Origin of the sequence: Variovorax paradoxus (assembly GCF_024734665.1) — a bacterium.
Taxonomy (GTDB): domain Bacteria; phylum Pseudomonadota; class Gammaproteobacteria; order Burkholderiales; family Burkholderiaceae_C; genus Variovorax.
The window spans coordinates 6,457,294-6,478,051 of the sequence record NZ_CP102931.1; the positions used below are offsets into that span (position 1 = coordinate 6,457,294).

Sequence of the window (20,758 nt, forward strand, 5' to 3'; positions counted from 1 at the left end):
CCGGTTCCTCGGTGTTTCTGGTGTTGGACGGGAGCTATTGCCGGGCTGTCCTGCGCAGCAGCACCGGCAGGCACAGCAGGTAGAGCGACGCCCCCGCCAGCCACACGATGCCGGGAAAGCGCGTGCGGAACGCGAAGTAGAGCGGGCTGATCAGCAGCGGGCCGAACACCGCGGCTAGGCTGGTGATGCTCGCGAGCACGCCCTGCAGGCGCCCCTGCTGCGCCTCGCCCACGCGCGCCGAGAGCGTCGCCTGCAGCGCGGGTGCGCAGACGCCGCCCATGCACAGCAGCGGCAGCAGTGCGATCACCATCCAGCCCTGCGTGGCGAAGGCGATCAGCGCATAGCCCGTGCCGTCGGCGATGGTGCCGACGGCGATGGCTGCGCGTTCGCCCCAGCGCTCGACCAGCGGTCCCGCCACGAAGCCCTGCACCAGCGCATGAAGCAGGCCGAAGACCGCCAGCGAGAGGCCGACCATGGTGCCGTTCCAGGCGTAGCGGTCCTGGCCGTAGAGCACCCAGGTCGTGCCGGCGACTTCGCCCACGAGCACGAGCAGCAGGAACACGCCGAGCAAGGGCAGCAGCGCGGGAAAGCTCGCGGCCCAGCGCAGCGGCGCGAGCGGATGCAGCACGCCGCGGTCGAAGGGCTGCGACGCGAGTGCCGGCGGGCGCGACTCGCGCAACACCAGCAGCCCCACGAGAAAGGTCACGCCATTGAGCAGTGCGGCCGCGATGAACGGCAGCCGCACGCCGTGGTCGCCGAGCACGCCGCCGATCGCCGGCCCGGCGATGAAGCCCAGGCCGAAGCAGGCGCCCATGCGGCCGAACCAGCGCGCGCGCTGGTGCTCGGGCGTGAGGTCGGCAATGGCCGCCGAGGCCACCGCCATGCTCGCGCCCGTCATTCCTGCGATCGCGCGGCCCACGAACAGCATCCACAGCGAAGGCGCGAAGGCCATGAAGAGCGCGTCGACAGCCGCGCCCAGCACCGAAGCCAGCAGCACCGGCCGGCGGCCGAAGCGGTCGCTCAACGCGCCGAGCACGGGCGCGCAGAGGAACTGCATCAGCGCATAGAGCGAGAGAAAGGCGCCGAAGTGCCAGCCGAGGTCGCCGGTGTGGCCGACCTCGCGCAGCAGGCTCGGCACGATCGGCATGACCAGGCTGATGCCGATAGCGTCGAGCGTGACGATCGCGAGGATCACGAACTGCGCGTGGCGGCCGTTCGTCGCGAAAGAAGGTAAAGAACTGTTGGAATTTATCATTGATAAGGGATTATCAGCGATAAATTCCAGGCTGTGAAGTACCCACCCGAACTGGCATCGACATCGACATGAAACTGGACCGCGAAGTGATCCTCGAGGCAGCGCTCGCGCTGCTCGACGAGGTCGGCATGGACAAGCTCAGCACCCGGCTGCTGGCCGAGCGGCTCGGCGTGCAGCAGCCCGCGCTGTACTGGCATTTCAAGAACAAGCGGGCGCTGCTCGACGCGATGAACAGCGAGATCCTGCACCGCGCCCACGGGCGCAAGCTGCCGCTGCCTGGCGAGACCTGGGACGGGTTCCTGCGCGAGAACGCGCACAGCTTCCGCCGCGCGCTGCTGGCGCGGCGAGACGGCGCGCGGCTGCATGCCGGCTCCGAGCCCGATCCGGGCGACCTCGACATGGTCGAGGCTCAACTCGCGGCCGTGGTCAACCTGGGCGTGCCGGCGACGCAGGCGATGACGCTGTTGATCGCGCTGGGCCGCTACACCGTAGGCTGCGTGCTCGAGCAGCAGGCGACGCCGCCTGACGCGGCAGCGCAGCAGCAGGTGCTCGATGCCGCCGCGGCCTCGCGTCCGCTGCTGGCCGAGGCGTTCGCCCACTACCGCCGGGCCGGGCCCGACGCGCTGTTCGAGATCGGCGTCGACCTGATGCTCGAAGGCGCGAAGGCGCGCCTCGCGGGCAAGGGCCAGGCCGCCGAGGCTAGCCCCCGGCTCCGCCGAGAATCCAGCCGGCGGCCTTCTCCGCCATCATCAGCGTAGGGCTGTTGGTGTTGCCGCTGGTGATGGTCGGCATCGCGCCCGCATCCACCACGCGCAGGCCCTGAATCCCGCGCACCCGCAGCTGCGAATCGAGCACGGCCATCGGGTCGCTCTCGGCGCCCATCTTCGTGGTGCCGACCGGATGGAAGATGGTCGTGGCGATGTCGCCCGCCAGGCGCGCGAGGTCTTCGTCGGTCTGGTACTGCACGCCGGGCTTCCACTCCTGCGGCTTGTACTTGGCAAGCGCGGGCTGCTCGGCGATGCGGCGCGTGACGCGCAGCGAATCGGCCGCCACCTTCCGGTCTTCTTCGGTGCTCAGGTAGTTGGGCGCGATGGCCGGCGCGTCTTCGAAACGCTTGCTCTTGATGCGCACCGAGCCCCGGCTGGTCGGATTGAGATTGCACACGCTCGCGGTGAAAGCCGGAAAGCTGTGCAGCGGATCGCCGAAGGCGTCGAGCGACAGCGGCTGCACGTGGTACTGCAGGTTGGGCCATTCGCGATCGGGCGAGCTGCGCGTGAAGGCACCGAGCTGCGACGGTGCCATGCTCATCGGGCCGCTGCGCTTGAGCAGATATTCGAGGCCGATCTTCGCCTTGCCGACCATCGACGAAGCCATCACGTTGAGCGTGGGCGCGCCTTCGATCTTGTAGACCGCGCGAATCTGCAGATGGTCTTGCAGGTTGGCGCCGACGCCTGGCGCGTCGAGCACCACATCGATGCCGTGCTGGCGCAGCAGGTCGGCCGGGCCGATGCCCGAGAGCTGCAGGATCTGCGGCGAGCCGATGGCACCCGCGCTCAGGATCACCTCGCGCGAAGCGTGCGCGGTGGTCATCTCGCTGCCGTTCCAAACCTCGGCGCCGGTGCAGCGGCGCGTACCGTCGGGCAGCGTCTCGAACAGCAGGCGCGACACCTGCGCGCCGGTCCAGAGCTCGAAGTTGGGCCTGCCATAGCAGGTCGGCCGCAGGAAGGCCTTGGCGGTGTTCCAGCGCCAGCCGTTCTTCTGGTTGACCTGAAAGTAGCCCACGCCCTCGTTGTTGCCGCGGTTGAAGTCGGCGGTGTGCGGCACGCCGGCCTGTGAGGCGGCTTCGGCAAAGGCGTCGAGGATGTCCCAGCGCAGGCGCTGCTTCTCGATGCGCCACTCGCCGCCGGCGCCGTGCATCTCGTCGGCGCCCAGGTAGAAGTCTTCGTGCTTCTTGAAGGCCGGCAGCACGCTCTGCCAGCGCCAGTCGTCGTCGCCGGTGAGATCGGCCCAGTGCTCGTAATCGCGCGACTGGCCGCGCATGTAGATCATGCCGTTGATGCTCGACGAGCCCCCGAGCGTCTTGCCGCGCGGATAGCGCAGCACGCGGCCGTTGAGGCCAGCGTCGGGCTCGGTGCTGTAGAGCCAGTCGGTGCGCGGATTGCCGATGCAGTAGAGGTAGCCAACCGGGATGTGGATCCAGTGGTAGTCGTCCTTGCGGCCTGCCTCGATGAGCAGCACGCGCTTGCTCTTGTCGGCACTGAGCCGGTTCGCCATGAGCGAGCCGGCGGTGCCCGCGCCGATGATGATGTAGTCGAAGGTGTTGTCGTTGTCTCTCATCTTTTTTCTCAGGGTTTCACGGTCATGGTCTGGGCGGTGCCCTCGCCGAAAACTTCAGGCGCGTACATGGCTTCCACGCGCACCGGGGGCAGCTTGAAGTCGCCCGCGTTGTTCAGCCGCACGGTGTATTCCACGCGCCAGTTGCCGCGCGGCACATAGCGGAAGTACGCGCGGTAGCTGTCGGTGGCGCGTTCGATGTAGCTGGGCCAGGCCCAGCCCTCGCTGGTTTCGCCGCGCTGCGCGAGGTTGCTCTCGCGGCCCAGGCCGCGGCCGAGCTGGCTCGCGCCCGAGGGCACGGCGTCGCGCACCACCACCCAGGTCTGCTCGGCGGTCGACTCGAGATCCAGCCGCACGCGGTAGACGTCGCCCACCGACCACTGGCCCTTGCGCTTCTGCTCGACTGGCGTGACGCTGCGGCGCACCACGAGGCCGTTGGTGACGGGCTGCGTGTTGCGCACTGCTGCCAGCGTGCTGATGGTGGCCCACGGCTTGCCGCTGCCTTCGTGGCGCAACTGCAGCGTGCCTCGGGCGCCTTGCGCGGGCCAGGGCAGCAGCATGCTCGGGGCCTTGGCATCGGCCCATGTGGCGTCGCGCGTGGTGCGGCCCAGCGTGGCGCGCGTCACGCCATCGACCGGGCCCGCCTCGAACTGCTGCTGGAAGCGGCGCAGCGCGACCGTGCTCCAGGCATTGCCGGTGGTGGTGCTCCAACGGCCTGCGCTCTGGCGGCCGACCAGCCCCTGCGTGATGAGCGGCGCATCGGCCTTCCAGCTTGCATCGGTCTCGGCCCATTGCTGCGCGAGCAGGGCCATGCGCGCGGCGGTGCTGTCGCCGCTCCACATGAACCACCACCAGTGCTGAGCCGATTCGTCGCGCCAGCGCAGGCGCGTGCCTTGCACGTCGAAGCGGCTGCGCAGCTGCGCGCCGGCTTCCTTCAGTGCAGCGTCGCGCTCGGCATCGGCGGGCATCGCCATGAGCGCGCGCGACCAGTCGACCAGCGACTGGGCCGAGAGCGCATCGAGCGCCTTGGGCTTGACCACGATCTTCGCGCGGCCGTGCTCCACCAGCGTTGCCTGCGCGGCGAGCTGCTGCGGCTCCAGGTAATTGCGCGGCGCCCAGTCTTGCGCGGCCAGGCGGCCCTGCAGCAGGGCATCGAGCGCGTCGAGCATCTGGCGGCGTGGGGCCTCGGGCACCGGCCAGCTCTTGGCGTGGGCGAGGTCGAGCAGCTGCACGGTGAGCATCTCGCTGCCGGACAGCGAGGACTCGGGGAAGTAGCGCGCCAGCCCCTTGCCGTCGATGTACTTGGGCAACTGGGTCATCAGCTTGTCCCAGCTCGCGCGGTCGTCAAGCGACACGTAGCGCGAGCTCTGCTGCTCGAGGCAACTGTACGGGTACTGCGCCATCCAGCGCGTCGATTCGGCGAGTGCCGCATCGACGAGGCTGGACTGCAGCGCGACGCGCACGCCGCCTGTGAGCGGCACCGCATCGCGCGGCTGCACAACGGGCACGGCGCCCGCGTCGGCGACCGACAGCAGCGTCGACTGGCGCACCGTGGCGGTCAGTGCTGGCACCACGCGCTGCGTGACTTCCAGCGCGTCGCGTTCTTCACCACCCTGCGCACTGATGCGCCAGCGCAGCGTGCCGGCGCCACCGGGCACGGCGACAGGCCACAACACTTCCTGCGTCTGGCCGACCGCGAGCTGCACGCGGCGCTCGATCTTCAGGCCGCGCGCGGCCAATGCATCGGCGGGCACTACATCGCGTGCGCCGGACAATTCGCCATTGGGCTCGACGACGGCCTCGGCCTTGAGCACCACGGCGAGCGGCGACTCACCCGTGTTGCGCAGGCTGAGCTTCTGCACGATGGCGTCGTCCGCGCGCAGCAGCTCGGGCAGGCCACTGAAGATCTGCAGTGGCTGCGTGCTGGTGATGGTGGTTTCGCCCTGGCCGAACTGCGCCTCGCCCGCGCTGGCGATGGCGACGATGCGGAACTGGGTGAGCGCGTCGTTGAGCGGGACGGTAGCGCGGGCGATGCCTTGGGCGTCGGTGCGCAGGTCGGTGCGCCAGAGGATGAGGGAGGAGAGGTCAGTGCGCGGGGGCGGCTCGTCCGGCGCGTCCGGCTTCGAGGCGCGCATCGCGGCGGCCGCGACCGGGGCCGGAGCGCCCGGTACGACGCCGAACAAGCCGCGCGCGGCCTCGTCGTCCGGCCGGTGCTGCGGCTGCAGACCGAGCTCGACCCGGCGCAACAGGCGGGCATCGAGCGCCGTGCTGGTGACCGAGTTGCCACGCGCCGCGAACATCGCCCGGGCCAGCGCCCAGGTGCCATTGGGCTTGAGCGCCAGCAGGGCCTGGTCCACCGCGACCAGTGTCACGCGCGCGCCACCCACGGGCTGGCCGGCGACATCGCGCACCGCGACTTCCATCGGTAGCTGCGTGCGCGGCCGCGCCGTCGCAGCCTCGGGACGCAAACCGACGGAAAGCGTCCACGCGTCGGGACGCACCGGCACCTCGGCTCGCTGCACGCTCGCCAGCGGTGCGTCCTTGCCTGCGTCCTGCAGCGGATACACATAGCGCGCCGCCAGATGCACGTTGGGCGCATGTTGCGCGGTCAGCGGCAGTTCGATGCGCTGCGCCATCGCGGTGATCACATGCACGCTTGCGGCCATCACACCTTCGCGTTCCACGGTGAGCAGCAGGTTCGCCGGCAGACGCTCGGGACGCGCGACCACGATGGCGGTCTCGCCAGGGCCGAAGGACGGTCCGTTCTCCAGCTGCAGCGCCGAGCGGGCCAGCGCCTCCTGCCAGCCCAGTGTCCAGCGGTACTGCAGCATGTCGGTGCGCACGACGGCGCGGCTGTGCTTCAGGCTGCTGGCGCTCGCGCTGAACAGCCATTGCTCGGGCACCTGCTGGCCCGACACCGCGGCGGGTAGCTGCCAATCGCAGGCCCACCGCCCTTGCGCGTCGGTGCGGGTGCTGCACACATCCACCTCGGGGCCGAGGTCGGTGACTCGCGTCTGCCCGCTGTTCCAGTTCCGCTGCACCGGCTTGACGCGCACGCTCACGGGCTCGTCGGCCACCGGCCGGTTCTGGTCGTCGAGGGCAATGCCTTCGATGGCCTGCGGCCGATCCCGGTCTTTCGCCCGCACGCGCAGGCCGAGCTTCATGCGGTCGGGCCACAGCATGGTGCTGGCGCCGACGGTCTGGGTTTCGCCGTTGGGGTCCTGGAACTTCAGCTCGGTCTGCAGCAGCATCGGTCGTTCCAGCGATGGCGCCTTGAGCCGCAGCTGCGTCCTGCCGGCGGCATCGAGCTTCGTGGCTTGCGGTGGAATGGACGACGGCATGGCAGGCGCGGCATCGAGCGTTTCGTCGTAGAACGCGTAGCCGGGCTGCGGGCCTTGCACCTGGCGCGCCCAGCCCTGCTGCACGGTCACCGGCAGCCCGGCCGCGGCGCCGCCGGCGAAGTAGCTCAGCCGCGCATCGACCACCGCGAGCTGAGCGTCGCGCTCCCACAGCGCCTTGGTGCGCAGTTCGCTGTCGAACACCGGCGTGCGGAACTCCTCGACCTGGAACTGCGCACTGGCCAGCTGCCGGCCGCCCTGCAACACCAACACGGTGTAGTTGCCGAGCTTGGCGTCGACCGGGATCGTCCACTGGCTGGTGGCGCTGCCGTCGGCGCCGAGCGGCACACTGGACGTGTTCACCTTGTCGCTCCAGCTGTAGCGAATCTCGACATCCAGCGTGCCCGCCGGCGGCAGCGCGAAGCCACGGCTTTCGAGCAGCCGCACGACGTGCTGCATGCTGACGGTCTCGCCCGCCTTGAACAGCGTGCGGTCGAGCACGGTGTGGGCGCGGATGTTCTGCGCATCGCGGCCTGCGGAGAAGCCGTTCCACCCGGCCGAGACCTGCATCAATGCCATGTCGTCGCCGGCGCGCACCACCACCCAAGGGCTGTTGTTGCCGCCGCCACCGTAGCGTGGCGTCACGGCACGGGTGTTGTTGCTGCACGCCAGCTTGCCGCGCAAGGCTTCGTCCGGCCGGGCCAGGCCCTGCGCATCGGTCTTGCCGCGCCAGAGCAGTTCGCGGTTGCATGAGTACACAGCCACATCGGCGCCCGCCACCGGCTTGGCGCTGTCGAACGCGGTGACCCAGATCACCGAAGCGCCCGCATTGCCGAAGCTCGCGCCGGGGTTGAGGTTGGTGGCTTGCACCACCGCATAGCGCTGGCGCGGCGAGGCATCCCGGGTTTCGCTCGGACCAAGCGGGCGCGTGTCGATGTATTGCGTGAAGGCGGCGCTGTCAGCACGCACCACGTGCAAGCCGGGCGCGGCGAGCGGCACGCCGACGAATTCCATGCCTTCGCCCTGCGTGGCCAACGTCGATGTACGCGGTACCCCTGCCTTGGCGTTCAGCTGTTCGGTGGGCCACTGGCCGGCCTGCTGGTTCTGCAGCAGTTCGATGGCGTAGGCCTCGATGCCCACGCCCATCTCGCCGCCGAGCCGCCATTGCCGCAGCGGCACCGACTTCTCGACGCGGCGCACGGCAAAGGCCGCCACTGCGTCGGACTTGCCGGCTTGCCACGGCATGACGGCGAGAGAGTTGGCCACACCCAGATATGGCGGCAGGCGAGCGAATTCGACTGTCTTGGGAAACTCCGACGCGTTGACCAGCGGCCGGCCGAGCACGTCGCGGAAGTCCTCGGGCAGGCGCACGGTGAAGCGAGTGCCCTCGCCAAAACTGCCCTTCGGCGGCATCACACGCAACTGCCGAACCTCGTCACGGCGCCACGTGTCGACGGCATCGAAAGACAGGTCGGCGCCCGACGCGTCGGTCAGGCGGATGCCGCCGGACCTCATGAGGCCGATGCCGGCGGAGAAAGTCAGTTCGACCGGCCGGCGCGGGTCGCAGGCCTTCTGTCCCTGGGGGTAGTCGAGCACCGTGCACTCGACACGCGCGGTGAAGCGCGGACGAGTGGTGTAGTTGAAGAGCTTCGGCTCGGCACCGTCCACGGGCACCTGGCGCAAGCGCAATTGCACGCCTTCGGGCAGCGGCTGCGCGCAGCGCAGTGCCAACGCGTAGGTACCCGACTGGGCTGCGCGCAGCGCCGAGGTCAGGGCGGCCCCGGTGACCAGCTCTGTCGGCTGGCTCTGCACCTTGTCGCCGTCGCGCAGCTCGCAGGTGAAGCCGGCCGCCAGCGTCTGCGGATCACCCACGGGCTGGGGGTCGTAATGGCGCAGCAGGAAGACCTGATCGGGCGCGACCTGCGAGCCCTCGGCCGGAAAGGAAGTAGAAAAACCATGGGGGCCGGCCACGAAGCTCGCGGCCGGCGGCGTGGTCACCGCCTCGCCCGCCAGCGTCTTCAGCCCAGCCTTGAACACGACATTGCATCGCGTCCCACCACGCACATCTTTCTCGAACTCGAAGGCCCAGGCGCGCGGACCGATCCAGCGCGCGCGCCCTGCCGGCGTCTGCGGCGAGCACTGCACGCTCGCGGGCTCGGCCCCTTCACTCTGGCCCAGCGGCACCATGTCGGCATCGAAGCGGATAGCCACCTGCCGCACGTCGCGCGCTTCGCCTTGCGGGCTCACGCTGAGCACGCTGGCCGCGTGCAGCGTCGGCGCCGCGACGAGCGCCGTGGCCAGGGCCAGCAGCCGCCAGAGCGCGCCGCCGGCCGAAGCCGGGTTTCGGAAAGTCCTCGTGTTGTTGTTCGCAGCCATGTCTCCTCGGTCCTCTCTGGTCTTCTGATGTTGGACGCGAGATGCGTCCGGGTTTCTAGGCGGTCATGGCGAACTCTACGGAAGAAACGTTTCAGAACCCGAAGGATCGGGGAGGCCCCGGCGCAACGGCGGCCGGGGGCTTGCTTTTTTATCTGATTACTTGGCAGTCGGCATCACGAACTCGGCACCCTTGCCGATGCTCTCGGGCCAGCGCTGCATCACGGACTTCTGCTTGGTATAGAAGCGCACGCCCTCTTCGCCGTAGGCGTGCATGTCGCCGAACAGCGAGCGCTTCCAGCCGCCGAAGCCGTGCCAGGCCATGGGCACCGGGATCGGCACGTTGATGCCGACCATGCCGACCTGGATGCGGCGGCTGAATTCGCGCGCCACGTTGCCGTCGCGGGTGAAGCAGCTCACGCCGTTGCCGAACTCGTGCGCGTTGACGAGGTCAACCGCGTCCTTGAAGTTGGCCACGCGCACGCAGCTGAGCACCGGGCCGAAGATTTCTTCCTTGTAGATGCGCATCTCGGGCGTGACGTTGTCGAACAGCGTGCCGCCCATCCAGAAGCCGTCGCCACAACCTTCGCCGGCCTTGCTGCCGTCGAAGCCGCGGCCGTCGACCAGCAGCTTCGCGCCTTCCTTCTCGCCCAGGTCGATGTAGCCGGTGATGCGCTCGTGCGCGGCACGCGTGACGATCGGGCCCATTTCGGCGGCAAGGTTGGTGCCGTTGAGCACCTTCAGCGTCTTCGTGCGTTCGATGAGCTTGGGAATGATCTTGTCGGCCACGTCGCCGACCAGCACCGCCACGCTGATGGCCATGCAGCGCTCGCCGGCCGAGCCGTAGCCCGCGCCGATCAGCGCGTCGACCGTCTGGTCGATGTCGGCGTCGGGCAGCACCACCATGTGGTTCTTCGCGCCGCCCAGGGCTTGCACGCGCTTGCCGTGGCGTGCGCCGGTTTCGTAGATGTAGTTGGCGATGGGCGTGGAGCCGACGAAGCTGATGGCCTTGACGTCCGGATGTTCGAGCAGCGCGTCGACGGCTGCCTTGTCGCCCTGGACCACGTTGAACACGCCGTCGGGCAGGCCGGCTTCCTTCAGCAGCTCGGCCATGCGCAGCGAGGCGCTCGGGTCGGTCGGGCTGGGCTTGAGCACGAAGGTGTTGCCCGCGGCAATGGCCACCGGGAACATCCACATCGGCACCATCACCGGGAAGTTGAAGGGCGTGATGCCGGCGACCACGCCGAGCGGCTGGCGCAGCGTCCAGTTGTCGATGCCGGTGCTCACCTGGTCGGTGAAGTCGCCCTTGAGCAGTTGCGGAATGCCGCAGGCGAACTCGACGATGTCGATGCCGCGGCTGACTTCGCCCTGCGCGTCGGTGAAGACCTTGCCGTGCTCGGCGGTGATGAGGTGGGCCAGTTCGTCCTTGTGCTCGTTGAGCAGCTGCAGGAACTTGAACATGACGCGCGCGCGGCGGATGGGCGGAGTGTCGGCCCAGGCCGGGAAGGCGGCCTGCGCGGCGGCGACGGCGACGGAGACTTGCGCGGCATCTGCCAGGCCGGCCTTGCCGGTGACGGCGCCGGTGGCGGGGTTGGTCACGTCCTGCGTGCGGCCGGAGGTGTTGACGGCAGGCTTGCCGGCGATGAAGTGGTCGATGGAGGTGGGCATGGGGAAGGCTTTGAAAAGGGCTTTGCTGGCGGAGGAGTGCGGTCAGTTTAGGCAGCACCTTGTTCCGCGCCTAGCCATGAAGCTTGAACTTATTGTTCATGATGCTGAACAATGCAAACATGAAACCCCAAAATATCGAGTCGCTCTGGACGCACCTGCACTGGCTCACGGTGCTGGCGCAGCAGGGCAGCTTCACGGCCGCGGCGCTGCGCCTGGGCGTGAGCAAGGCAGCCATGAGCCAGCGCATCGCCGAGCTCGAACGCGCGGCCGGTGCGCCATTGGTGCAGCGCACCACGCGCAGCGTGCGGCTCACCGAGGCCGGCCAGCGGCTGGTGGAAGACATGCGCGGCCCCTTCGAGCAGATTGCCCACAGCTTCGCGGGCGTGCGCGATCTCGCGGGGGTGCCGCGCGGGCTGGTGCGGGTGACGGCGCCGGTGGCATTCGCGCGCCAGCAGCTGGTGCCGCGGCTGGCCGACTTCCTGCGCGCGCAGCCCGAAGTGCGCCTCGAGCTCGACCTGTCGGACCGGCTCAGCTCGCTCGCGATGGAGGGCTTCGACCTGGCCATCCGCCACACGGCCGCACCGCCCGACACGCACGTGGCCTGGACGCTGTGCGAAACCCGCTCGGTGCTGGTGGCCAGCCGTGCCTACCTGCGCCGCCGCGGCACGCCGCGCGAGCCGCAGGCGCTGGCGGAGCACGACTGCCTGCACTACCCGCGCGCGCAGGAAACGCCGACCTGGCACTTCGAGGCAAAGGCCTCGGCACCGCGCATCACGGTGCCGGTCTCGGGGCCGCTGGTCGCGAACAACAGTGAGGCGCTGCGCGACGCGGCCCTCAGCGGGCTGGGCATTGCGCTGGTGCCCGACTTCAGCGCGCAGTCGGCGCTGCAGTCGGGCAAGCTGCAGCAGGTGTTGCCGCAGTGGCGCTCGGTGGGTGCTTTCGGCGAGCGGCTGTATGCAATACGTCCTTACGCCACGCATGTGCCGCAGGCTGTGACGGCCTTTGTGGGGTGGCTGCGCGAGGCGCTGTCCGAGGGCTTTTCAGCGTGATCGCATCTGCCCTGAAGAAAACCTGAAGAAACGGCGTTGTGCCCTACGCAAACGAGGGGTCTGGAGCACCTTCACACTGGATGCACCCGGTTACGATGCGCGCTTCCACCCCCGCCTTTGTTAACTTTCCCGCTCACCCGCCCTATGTCCCCTGCCACATCGACTGCCGACGCTTCCGCCGCCGACAGCGCGTGGCCCCGCGTCGAGCAGCGGGAGCAGGAAGGCCGCCAGTGGACGGTAGCCAGCGGCTGCTGGACCACGCTGGCGATGTCGTCCAAGCCGGCCTGGCAAGCACTGGCCAAAAGCCTGGAAACCGCCCCTCCCGCCGACGACCGCGCGTGGGACCTGCGCCCCATCGGGCAGCTCGACCACATCGGCGCGCAGTTGCTGTGGGAGCACTGGCGCCACCAGTGGCCGGCCACGCTCGAAATGTTGCCGCAGCACAAGGCCGTGCTCGACCAGGTGGCGCAGTACACCGTCGCCACGCCGGACGAGCCCCCGCCCTCGCTCAGCGACCGCATCCGCGCGTTCTCGCACAACGGCCCGCGCGTGATGTACGTGGTGCGCGACTTCACGAGCCTGATCGGCCAGCTGGCGCTCGACGTAGGCCGGCTGATCCGCGCGCCGCACCGCGGGCCGTGGCGCGACTTCTCGGGGCACCTGTATCAGTTCGGCGCCACGGCCCTGCACATCACGGCGCTGGTGGGGCTGCTGATTGGCGTGGTGCTGGCCTACCTGATCTCGCAGCAGCTGCGGCAGTACGGCGCCGAGACTTTCGTGGTGAACATCCTCGGGCTCTCGCTGATCCGCGAGCTGGGGCCGGTGCTGGCTGCCGTGCTGATCGCCGGGCGTTCGGGCTCGGCCATCACGGCGCAGATCGGCGTGATGCGGGTAACGGAAGAACTCGACGCAATGCGCGTGATGGGCATCGCCCACGGCTTTCGCCTCGTGATGCCGCGCGTGCTGGCGCTGGCCATCGCAATGCCGCTGATCAGCCTCTGGACCTCGATGGCCGCGCTCGCGGGCGGCATGCTGGCGGCCGATGCGGCGCTCAATATTTCGCCCGCCTACTTTCTTTCGGCGCTGCCGCGCGCGGTGCCCATCTCGAACCTCTGGCTGGCGCTTGCCAAGTCGGCGGTGTTCGGCATTCTGATTGCGCTGATCGGCTGCTACTTCGGCATGAAGGTCAAGCCCAACACCGAGAGCCTGGGGCGCGGCACCACGCAGTCGGTCGTCACGTCGATCACCGCGGTGATTCTTGTGGACGCGCTCTTCGCAGTGCTCTTCAAGGGCATCGGATTCAGGGCCTGACACCATGAGCATGCCCGTACGCTCCGACACCTACACCACCGTGGTGGACATCCGCGGCCTGTGGACGGTGTTCCAGAGCCCCGATGGCGAGCAGGTGGTGCACCGCGACTTGCAGCTGCACATCGACCGCGGCGAGGTGCTGTCGCTGGTCGGCGGCTCGGGCACCGGCAAGACGGTGCTGCTGCGCCAGATCCTCGGGCTCGAAAAACCCACGCGCGGCCACGTCGAGGTGCTGGGCCAGGAGCCCGGCGAGCTCAGCGCCTCGGGCGCGGCCAACGTGGGCATGCTGTTCCAGCACGGCGCCTTGTTCTCTGCATTCAGCGTGCTGGAGAACATCGCCTTTCCGCTGCGCGAGCTGAAGCTGCTGCCCGACGAGCTGATCCGCCACGCGGCGCTGGTGAAGCTGCAGATGGTGGGCCTGGGCCCGCAGCACGCGAACAAGAGCCCGTCAGACCTCTCGGGCGGCATGATCAAGCGCGTGGCGCTGGCGCGCGCGCTCATCATGGACCCGCCGCTGCTGCTGCTCGACGAGCCCACGGCCGGCCTCGACCCCGAGGCGGCCGACAGTTTCTGCGACCTGCTGCGCGGCCTGCACCGCGAGCTGGGCCTCACGGTGGTGATGGTCACGCACGACCTGGACACGCTGTTCGACCTGAGCACCCGCATCGCGGTGCTGGCCGACCAGAAGGTGATCGTCACCGGCGCGGCGCGCGAAGTCATCGCGTACCCGCATCCCTTCATCCACGAATACTTTCTCGGCGGGCGCGGCCAGCGCGCCCTGGAGGCTCTGCACGACAAGCCCGCCGAACAATCTCCGTCGCAGCCCGCCGCCGAGGCGGGCCGCTGAAAGGTAGGTAGCCACCATGGAAAACAAGGCCCACGCCCTCGCCGCCGGCGCCTTCGTGCTCGGCCTGATCGCCGCGCTCGTCGGGCTGGTGATCTGGTTCACGCGCGACAACACCGTGCGCAACATCTACGAGCTGTCCACGCGCGACGCCGTCAGCGGTCTGCAGCCGCAGGCGATGGTGCGCTACCGCGGCATCGCGGTGGGCAAGGTGGCGTCGATCGACTTCGACCCCAAGGTGAAAGGCAATGTGCGCGTGCGCATCACGGTCGACGAGCGCGTGCCGCTCACCACCTCCAGCTTTGCCACGCTGAGCTACCAGGGCGTGACCGGCCTGGCCTTCATCGCGCTGGACGACAAGGGCGAATCGACGGTGTCACTGAAGCCAGACGACGACAACCCGCCGCGCATTCCGCTCAAGCCCTCGATGCTGGCGCAGCTGCAGGACCGCGGCGAGGCCATCATCAATCAGGTCGAGGAAGTGACGAAGCGCGCCAACCAGCTGCTGAGCGACCCCAACCAGAAGCGCGCGGCCGAAGCGCTGGAGAACATCGCGGCCGCCTCGGCCAGCGCCAACACGCTGCTCAAGACGCTCGACAACACGGTGAAGACCGGACTGAACCCCGCGCTGACGAAGCTGCCCGACACGCTGGCCTCGGTGAAGAAGGCCGCTGGCGACGTCTCGCGCGTGGCCACCAACTTCAACACCACCGTGGGCCGGCTGAATGCGCCCGACGGCCCGGTCGAGCGGCTGAGCGACGGCACCAAGGCGCTGGCGCAGGCCGTCGATTCGTTCAACGCGGCCACGCTGCCGCGCGTGAACCGCGTGGCCGACGACACCTCGCACGCCGTGCGCCGGCTGGGCCGCGCGGCGGACAACATCAACGACAACCCGCAATCGCTGCTGTTCGGCAACGGCGGCGCAGTCGCGGGCCCGGGCGAGCCGGGGTTCAGCGCGCCGGCTGCGACGCGGCCCTGAGCACCACCCAGGGAGAACCATCCACCATGAAGAACGCCATTCGCTCCTTGATGAACCCGGCCGCCATCGCGCTCGGCGCCGCACTGCTGGTCGCAGGCTGCGGTGCGCTGCCCGACAAGCCCGCACGCACCACGCTCTACGACTTCGGCCCCGGCCTGACGGCGCCTGCGGCCGCCGCGCCTGCCGCAGCCACCCTGCCCACGCTGGCGCTGGCCGAGTTCGACAGCAACAGCCGCCTGGACGGCACGCAGATCCTCTACCGGCTGGGGTACGCCGACGCCAACGAGCTGCGCCCCTACGGCCAGTCGCGCTGGAGCCTGCCGCCCGCGCAGCTGCTGCGCCAGCGGCTGCGCGACACGCTGTCGGAGCGCCGCACCGTGCTCGGCCCCGAAGAAAGCGCCACCATCTCGCGCAGCCGGGGCGAGGTACCCGACACGCTGCGCATCTCGCTCGACGAGTTCAGCCACTACTTCGATTCGGCCAGCGCCAGCGTGGGCCTGGTGCGCCTGCGCGCCACGCTGGTCCGCAGCGCGCCCGGTGGCGACCGCGTGCTGGGCCAGCGCACTTTCACCGTGCGCCGCCCTGCTTCCAGCGCCGACGCACCCGGCGGTGTGAAGGCGCTGATCTCGGCCAGCGATGCCGCGATGGCCGAGGTGGTGCAATGGGTGGACCAGCTGCAGCAGCAGACACCGCAGCAGCCCCGGCAATAGCCATTCAACGGACGGAGGATCGACCCCATGAACGCAACACGCATCGTCGGCATCCTGCTGATCGTGGCCGGCATCGCCGCCCTGGGCCTCGGCAGCTTCAGCTTCACCAAGGAAACCCACGAGGCCAAGCTCGGCCCGCTGGAGTTCTCGATGAAGGAGAAGCAGACGGTCAACTTCCCCACCTGGGCCAGCGTGGCCGTGATCGTGGTGGGCGGAGCGCTGGTGCTGCTGGGCGGCAAGAAGGGCTGAGCGCCCTCAGCCCCCTTTCTTGGCCTTTCAGCCTGGCAGGCCTGCGAGCAGCTGCGGCAGCAGGTCTTCCGAGGCGCCGCGCAGCACCACGGTCGCTGCTTCATCCAGATGAGGCAGCGGCTCCAGGTTGAGCGTGATGAGCCGCGCGCCGTGCGCCAGCGCCGTCTGCGGCAGCTCGGCCGCCGGATAGACGATGGTCGTGCTGCCGACCACCATGAACAGATCGCACTCCTGCGCGGCCACCTGCGCGTCGAGCAGCACGCCTTCGTTCAGCATCTCGCCGAACATCACCACGTCGGGCCGCGCGTGCGAGCCGCAGCGCAGGCAGCGGTGAAAGGGCCATGGGCCGCTGCGGTTGCCACAGCGGTCGCAGCGCCAGCGGCGCAGCGAGCCGTGGAGTTCAAGCACGTCGAGCCCGCCCGCCTGGGTCAGCAAGCCGTCGACGTTCTGGGTGACCAGCCGGGTGGCAGGGCGCAGCCTTTGCAGCAGCGCGAGCGCGGTGTGGCCCGGGTTGGGCTGCGCCGACTCGATCATCGACAGGCGCTGCGCCCAGAATTTCGTGAAGCCCGACGGGTCGCGCTGGAGGTCTTCGGCATGGGAGAACTGCAGTGCATTCTGGTTCTTCCACAGGCCGTCCGCATCGCGGTAGGTCGGGATGCCCGAGGCGCGCGACAGGCCGGCGCCGGAGAACACGACGATGCGCCGGGCGTTGCGCAGCAGCTCGATGGCCGCGTGGAGAGGAGGAGAAGAGATATCTGGTGTGACTGGCGTCATCGCTCTGGTCTGGGGGGATTCGCGGCAGGCGGGTTGGCGGTAGCGCCCAGGCGCTGCGACACGGTGTCCGCGCAGGCCTTGAGCGCACGGGAAATCTCGCCGTCCCACGCGGTGTCGAAGATGCCGGCCGGGCCGATGGCGGTCACGGCCAGCACGATGGCGCCAGTGTGGTCGAAGACGGGCGCCGCCATGGCGCTCACGCCTTCGATGACCTCGCCGTCGGAGCGGCTGATGCCGTGCGCGCGCACTTCCTGCAGCTGGCGCTCGAAGTCGCTCCACGAGGGCAGCGGCTGCACCGGCGGCATGCCGGCGGCCGGAACGGGCTCGGCGCCCTTGCGCTGCTTCTGGCGCTGGCGCTCGTCCTCGAGCAGCTGGCGCACCGCGTCGGCATCGAGGAAGGCTGCAAACACGCGGCCCGAGGCCGTATTGGTCAGCGAGAACACCGTGCCGTGCCGCATGTTCACGTGCACCGGCGAGGGCGATTCGGCCGTGCGCACGATGGTTGCGCCGCGCGCGCCCCACACGGCCAGCGCCACGGTGTGGCCGGTCTGCTGGGCCAGCTGGGCGATCAGCGGGGTGGCAATGTGCACCGGGTCGGCCTGCTGCAGGCTGATGAGCCCCAGTTGCAAGGCGAGCGGGCCGAGCAGATAGTGGCCGCTGGCGCGGTCCTGTTCGATCAGGCCCAGGCGCCCGAAGCTGACCATGTACGGGTGCGCCTTGGCGGCCGTCATGTCGGCTTCCCGCGCCAGGTCTTTCAGCGCCATGGGCCGGCCGTGGTGCACCAGCGCGCGCAGCAGCTGGCCACCGACTTCGATGCTCTGGATGCCGCGCTGGGCGCGGTCGGTGTCACTGGCTGCCATGGCCGGCCTCGCCTTCTGGTCGTTCGTTCATGAAGAAGGGATTAGACATTAACTGATCAGCGGCTTACACTGCGGAAATTCGTTCACCGCGAATTCGTTCAGATTAGACGAATCGCAAAACCAACCTCACCCCACCAACGGAGACAACCGATGAGCCAAGCCAAGAAATTCGCCAGCCAGGCCGACATGGAAGAGAAGAAGATCACCTTCAGCCAGATCTCCGAACATGCCTGGGCCTACACCGCCGAGGGCGACCCCAACACCGGCATCGTCATCGGCGACGACTGCGTGCTGGTGGCCGATACCCAGGCCACCCCCGCCATGGCGGCCGACGTGGTGCGCCGCATCCGCGAAGTGACCGACAAGCCCATCAAGTACGTGGTGCTCACGCACTACCACGCGGTGCGCGTGCTGGGCGCGGCGGGCTACGGTGCCGAACACATCCTGGCCAGCCAGGACACTCGCGACCTGATCGTCGAGCGCGGCGAGCAAGACAAGGCCAGCGAAATCGGCCGCTTCCCTCGCCTGTTCCAGAACGTCGAGACGGTGCCGCCCGGCCTGACCTGGCCCACCATGACCTTCACCGGCAAGATGACGCTGTGGCTGGGCAAGCTCGAAGTGCAGCTCATCCAGCTCGGTCGCGGCCACACCAAGGGCGACACCGTCGTCTGGCTGCCGGGCGAGAAGACGCTGCTGTCGGGCGACCTGGTCGAGTTCGGCGCCACGCCGTATGCCGGCGACGCCTACTTCAAGGACTGGCCGCAGACGCTGGACAACATCGCAGCCCTGAAGCCCGCCGCGCTGGTGCCGGGCCGCGGCGCCGCGCTGACCACGCCGGCCGAAGTGGCCGAGGGCCTGACCGGTACGCGCAACTTCATCTCCGACGTGTACGCCAGCGTGCAAGAGGGCGTGAAGGCCGGGCGCGACCTGAACGCGGTCTACAAGGACACCTACGAGAAGCTCAAGCCCAAGTACAGCCAGTGGGTGATCTTCGACCACTGCATGCCCTTCGACGTGAGCCGCGCCTACGACGAGGCCTCGGGTCACGCCGACCCGCGTGTGTGGACGGCCGAGCGCGACATCGAGATGTGGAAGGCACTGGAAGGCTGATTGCGCGAGACGACAGAAGAAGACACGGAGACAACACGTGATCGACTATCAGAGCCTGCGCTTCGACTACCGCCGCCACGCCGACCAGGACGCGGCCGAGCCAGCCCGCCATCCGGTGGTGGTGGTCGGCGCCGGCCCGGTCGGCCTGGCGCTGGCCATCGACCTCGCGCTGCGGCAGGTGCCCGTGGTGCTGCTCGACAACGACAACACCCTCTCAAGCGGATCGCGCGCGATCTGCTTCGCCAAGCGCACGCTGGAGATCTTCGACCGCCTCGGCTGTGGCGACCGCATGGTCGACAAGGGCGTGTCGTGGAACGTGGGCAAGGTGTTCTTCCATGACGAGCAGGTCTACCGCTTCGACCTGCTGCCCGAGCCCGGCCACGAGCGCCCGGCCTTCATCAACCTGCAGCAGTACTACGTCGAGGGCTACCTCGTCGAGCGCGCTGCCACGCTGCCGCTGATCGACCTGCGCTGGAACAACAAGGTCACGGGCATCGAGCAACGCGACGACGGCGCGGTGCTGACCGTGGAGACGCCCGAGGGCGACTACCGGCTGCAGGCGGATTACGTTGCCGCCTGCGACGGCTCGCGCTCCAACCTGCGCCAGCTGCTGGGCCAGGAAGCAAAAGGCCGCGTGTTCCGCGACCGCTTCCTGATCGCCGACATCACGATGGACGCGCACCTGCCCACCGAGCGGCGCTTCTGGTTCGACCCTTCGTTCCACCCCGGCCAGAGCGTGCTGCTGCACAAGCAGGCCGACGGCATGTGGCGCGTGGACTTCCAGCTCGGCTGGGACGCCGACCCGGTGGAAGAGCGCAAGCCCGAGAACATCACGCCGCGCGTGCGCGCGCTGCTCGACAGCATCGGCTTCGAAGGCGTGCAGTTCCGGATCGGCTGGGCCAGCGTCTACACCTTCGCCTGCCAGCGCATGGAGCGCTTCCGCCACGGCCGCGTGCTGTTCGCGGGCGACTCGGCGCATGGCGTGTCGCCCTTTGGCGCACGCGGCGCCAACTCGGGCGTGCAGGACGCGGACAACCTCGCATGGAAGCTCGCGGCGGTGGTGCGGGGCGATGCGCCCGACGCCCTGCTCGACAGCTACGCCAGCGAGCGCGAGTTCGCGGCCGACCAGAACATCCGCAACTCCACGCGCGCGACCGACTTCATCACGCCCAAGAGCGAGGTGAGCCGGCTGTTCCGCGATGCGGTGCTGGAGCTGACCAAACGACACGCCTTTGCGCGCACGCTGGTGAACAGCGGGCGGCTGTCGGTGGCCACTGTGCTGCGCGATTCGCCGCTCAACACGGCCGAGGCCGAGGCCTTCGCGGGCGCGATGGTGCCGGGCGCGGCAGCCGCCGATGCGCCTGTCGTGCGCGCCGATGGCAGCACCGGCTGGCTGCTGCGCGAGTGCCATGTCTCGCAGTTCACCGCACTTGTGTTCGGCCAGGGTGAGACGGCCGAGCGCAGCCTGCAGGCGCTGAAGGCGAGCGACTTTCCGCTGCACGTCGTGCGCGTGGAAGGCGGCGGCACCGACGTCGCACTCGCCACGCAGCGCTACGACGCGCAGCCCGGCACCGTCTACCTGCTGCGGCCCGACCAGCACGTGTGCGCGCGCTGGCGGCAACCCACGGCGGCAAACATCCGCGCGGCCATCGGCCGCGCACTGGCAAAGGCGTGAACACCATGCAGCAGCAACAGCACCTGACCACCGCACCGAACCTCGAAGCGCCCGATGACTTCTACGAAGCGCTCATCGAGGCGCATCAAGGGCTTTCCACCGAGGAAAGCCATGCCTTCAATGCGCGCCTCGTGCTCGTGCTGGCCAACCACGTCGGCTCGCTGGCCGTGCTGCGCGAAGCCTTCGATGCGGCGCGCGCCGGCTAGGCTCCACGCATTCCAATCTCCTC

Annotated in this window: 16 protein-coding genes; 10 read left to right on the top strand and 6 right to left on the bottom strand. The window is 69.1% G+C overall.

The window, feature by feature from the left end:
• Nucleotides 1-34: 34 nt before the first annotated feature.
• The gene (gene tet / locus NWF24_RS30210) at nt 35-1,255 is read right to left on the bottom strand and encodes a Tet(A)/Tet(B)/Tet(C) family tetracycline efflux MFS transporter (RefSeq protein WP_258351742.1); all 1,221 of its coding nucleotides are present in this window, start codon (nt 1,253-1,255) and stop codon (nt 35-37) included.
• 68 nt (nt 1,256-1,323) lie between these two features.
• Between tet and tetR the strand changes: the two genes are divergently transcribed.
• On the top strand, nt 1,324-2,013 hold the full coding sequence (tetR, locus tag NWF24_RS30215; protein WP_258351743.1) for a tetracycline resistance transcriptional repressor TetR: 690 nt from the start codon (nt 1,324-1,326) through the stop codon (nt 2,011-2,013).
• On the opposite strand, the gene NWF24_RS30220 is transcribed toward tetR, so the two are convergent.
• The 3 genes from NWF24_RS30220 to NWF24_RS30230 all read right to left on the bottom strand — a co-directional run bounded on the left by NWF24_RS30220 (nt 1,955) and on the right by NWF24_RS30230 (nt 10,968).
• Entirely contained in the window at nt 1,955-3,592 is a 1,638-nt protein-coding gene (locus tag NWF24_RS30220; RefSeq protein WP_258351744.1) for a GMC family oxidoreductase, read from the bottom strand. The two genes, tetR and NWF24_RS30220, sit on opposite strands and share 59 nt — an antisense overlap.
• 8 nt (nt 3,593-3,600) lie before the next feature.
• Nucleotides 3,601-9,303: an alpha-2-macroglobulin family protein gene (locus tag NWF24_RS30225; RefSeq protein WP_258351745.1), complete on the bottom strand. Its 5,703-nt coding sequence runs from the start codon at nt 9,301-9,303 to the stop codon at nt 3,601-3,603.
• A gap of 156 nt (nt 9,304-9,459) precedes the next feature.
• Nucleotides 9,460-10,968, bottom strand: a complete 1,509-nt coding sequence (locus NWF24_RS30230) for a CoA-acylating methylmalonate-semialdehyde dehydrogenase (protein WP_258351746.1) — start codon at nt 10,966-10,968, stop codon at nt 9,460-9,462.
• A 119-nt stretch (nt 10,969-11,087) separates the two neighbouring features.
• On the opposite strand from NWF24_RS30230, the gene NWF24_RS30235 reads away from it, so the two are divergent.
• From NWF24_RS30235 to NWF24_RS30260, 6 genes are all read left to right on the top strand, one after another.
• Complete coding sequence (locus NWF24_RS30235) at nt 11,088-12,017, top strand: LysR family transcriptional regulator (protein ID WP_258351747.1); 930 nt, start codon at nt 11,088-11,090, stop codon at nt 12,015-12,017.
• 144 nt (nt 12,018-12,161) lie between these two features.
• Nucleotides 12,162-13,328 carry an MlaE family ABC transporter permease gene (locus NWF24_RS30240; protein WP_258351748.1) on the top strand — a complete coding sequence of 389 codons (1,167 nt, stop codon included), beginning with the start codon at nt 12,162-12,164 and terminating at the stop codon, nt 13,326-13,328.
• 4 nt (nt 13,329-13,332) lie between these two features.
• Nucleotides 13,333-14,175 carry an ABC transporter ATP-binding protein gene (locus NWF24_RS30245; RefSeq protein ID WP_258351749.1) on the top strand — a complete coding sequence of 281 codons (843 nt, stop codon included), beginning with the start codon at nt 13,333-13,335 and terminating at the stop codon, nt 14,173-14,175.
• A gap of 16 nt (nt 14,176-14,191) precedes the next feature.
• The gene (locus NWF24_RS30250; protein WP_097200589.1) at nt 14,192-15,151 is read left to right on the top strand and encodes an MlaD family protein; all 960 of its coding nucleotides are present in this window, start codon (nt 14,192-14,194) and stop codon (nt 15,149-15,151) included.
• A gap of 26 nt (nt 15,152-15,177) precedes the next feature.
• A complete protein-coding gene (locus NWF24_RS30255) occupies nt 15,178-15,861 on the top strand; it encodes an ABC-type transport auxiliary lipoprotein family protein (RefSeq protein ID WP_258351750.1) in 684 nt (227 codons plus the stop codon).
• A 27-nt stretch (nt 15,862-15,888) separates the two neighbouring features.
• Nucleotides 15,889-16,110: a hypothetical protein gene (locus NWF24_RS30260; protein WP_093053572.1), complete on the top strand. Its 222-nt coding sequence runs from the start codon at nt 15,889-15,891 to the stop codon at nt 16,108-16,110.
• Between the two features lie 27 nt (nt 16,111-16,137).
• Here the strand turns inward: NWF24_RS30260 and NWF24_RS30265 are convergent, their stop codons facing one another.
• Both NWF24_RS30265 and NWF24_RS30270 read right to left on the bottom strand, forming a co-directional pair.
• On the bottom strand, nt 16,138-16,884 hold the full coding sequence (locus tag NWF24_RS30265) for an SIR2 family NAD-dependent protein deacylase (protein WP_258351751.1): 747 nt from the start codon (nt 16,882-16,884) through the stop codon (nt 16,138-16,140).
• The gene (locus NWF24_RS30270; protein ID WP_258351752.1) at nt 16,881-17,744 is read right to left on the bottom strand and encodes an IclR family transcriptional regulator; all 864 of its coding nucleotides are present in this window, start codon (nt 17,742-17,744) and stop codon (nt 16,881-16,883) included. Before NWF24_RS30270 ends, NWF24_RS30265 begins: the two co-directional genes overlap by 4 nt.
• 150 nt (nt 17,745-17,894) lie before the next feature.
• Here NWF24_RS30270 and NWF24_RS30275 point away from each other — a divergent pair, with 150 nt between their 5' ends.
• The 3 genes from NWF24_RS30275 to NWF24_RS30285 are packed head-to-tail and all read left to right on the top strand — an operon-like array spanning nt 17,895 to nt 20,735.
• On the top strand, nt 17,895-18,854 hold the full coding sequence (locus NWF24_RS30275; RefSeq protein WP_093053563.1) for an MBL fold metallo-hydrolase: 960 nt from the start codon (nt 17,895-17,897) through the stop codon (nt 18,852-18,854).
• A gap of 37 nt (nt 18,855-18,891) precedes the next feature.
• Entirely contained in the window at nt 18,892-20,529 is a 1,638-nt protein-coding gene (locus tag NWF24_RS30280) for an FAD-dependent oxidoreductase (protein ID WP_258351753.1), read from the top strand.
• 5 nt (nt 20,530-20,534) lie between these two features.
• Nucleotides 20,535-20,735, top strand: a complete 201-nt coding sequence (locus tag NWF24_RS30285) for a DUF2783 domain-containing protein (RefSeq protein ID WP_258351754.1) — start codon at nt 20,535-20,537, stop codon at nt 20,733-20,735.
• Nucleotides 20,736-20,758: the final 23 nt, after the last annotated feature.

Coding starts and splice junctions, on each gene's coding strand:
- tet (WP_258351742.1), bottom strand. CDS start 1,255: ATGATAAATTCCAACAGTTCTTTACCTTCTTTCGCGACGAACGGCCGC.
- tetR (WP_258351743.1), top strand. CDS start 1,324: ATGAAACTGGACCGCGAAGTGATCCTCGAGGCAGCGCTCGCGCTGCTC.
- NWF24_RS30220 (WP_258351744.1), bottom strand. CDS start 3,592: ATGAGAGACAACGACAACACCTTCGACTACATCATCATCGGCGCGGGC.
- NWF24_RS30225 (WP_258351745.1), bottom strand. CDS start 9,303: ATGGCTGCGAACAACAACACGAGGACTTTCCGAAACCCGGCTTCGGCC.
- NWF24_RS30230 (WP_258351746.1), bottom strand. CDS start 10,968: ATGCCCACCTCCATCGACCACTTCATCGCCGGCAAGCCTGCCGTCAAC.
- NWF24_RS30235 (WP_258351747.1), top strand. CDS start 11,088: ATGAAACCCCAAAATATCGAGTCGCTCTGGACGCACCTGCACTGGCTC.
- NWF24_RS30240 (WP_258351748.1), top strand. CDS start 12,162: ATGTCCCCTGCCACATCGACTGCCGACGCTTCCGCCGCCGACAGCGCG.
- NWF24_RS30245 (WP_258351749.1), top strand. CDS start 13,333: ATGAGCATGCCCGTACGCTCCGACACCTACACCACCGTGGTGGACATC.
- NWF24_RS30250 (WP_097200589.1), top strand. CDS start 14,192: ATGGAAAACAAGGCCCACGCCCTCGCCGCCGGCGCCTTCGTGCTCGGC.
- NWF24_RS30255 (WP_258351750.1), top strand. CDS start 15,178: ATGAAGAACGCCATTCGCTCCTTGATGAACCCGGCCGCCATCGCGCTC.
- NWF24_RS30260 (WP_093053572.1), top strand. CDS start 15,889: ATGAACGCAACACGCATCGTCGGCATCCTGCTGATCGTGGCCGGCATC.
- NWF24_RS30265 (WP_258351751.1), bottom strand. CDS start 16,884: ATGACGCCAGTCACACCAGATATCTCTTCTCCTCCTCTCCACGCGGCC.
- NWF24_RS30270 (WP_258351752.1), bottom strand. CDS start 17,744: ATGGCAGCCAGTGACACCGACCGCGCCCAGCGCGGCATCCAGAGCATC.
- NWF24_RS30275 (WP_093053563.1), top strand. CDS start 17,895: ATGAGCCAAGCCAAGAAATTCGCCAGCCAGGCCGACATGGAAGAGAAG.
- NWF24_RS30285 (WP_258351754.1), top strand. CDS start 20,535: ATGCAGCAGCAACAGCACCTGACCACCGCACCGAACCTCGAAGCGCCC.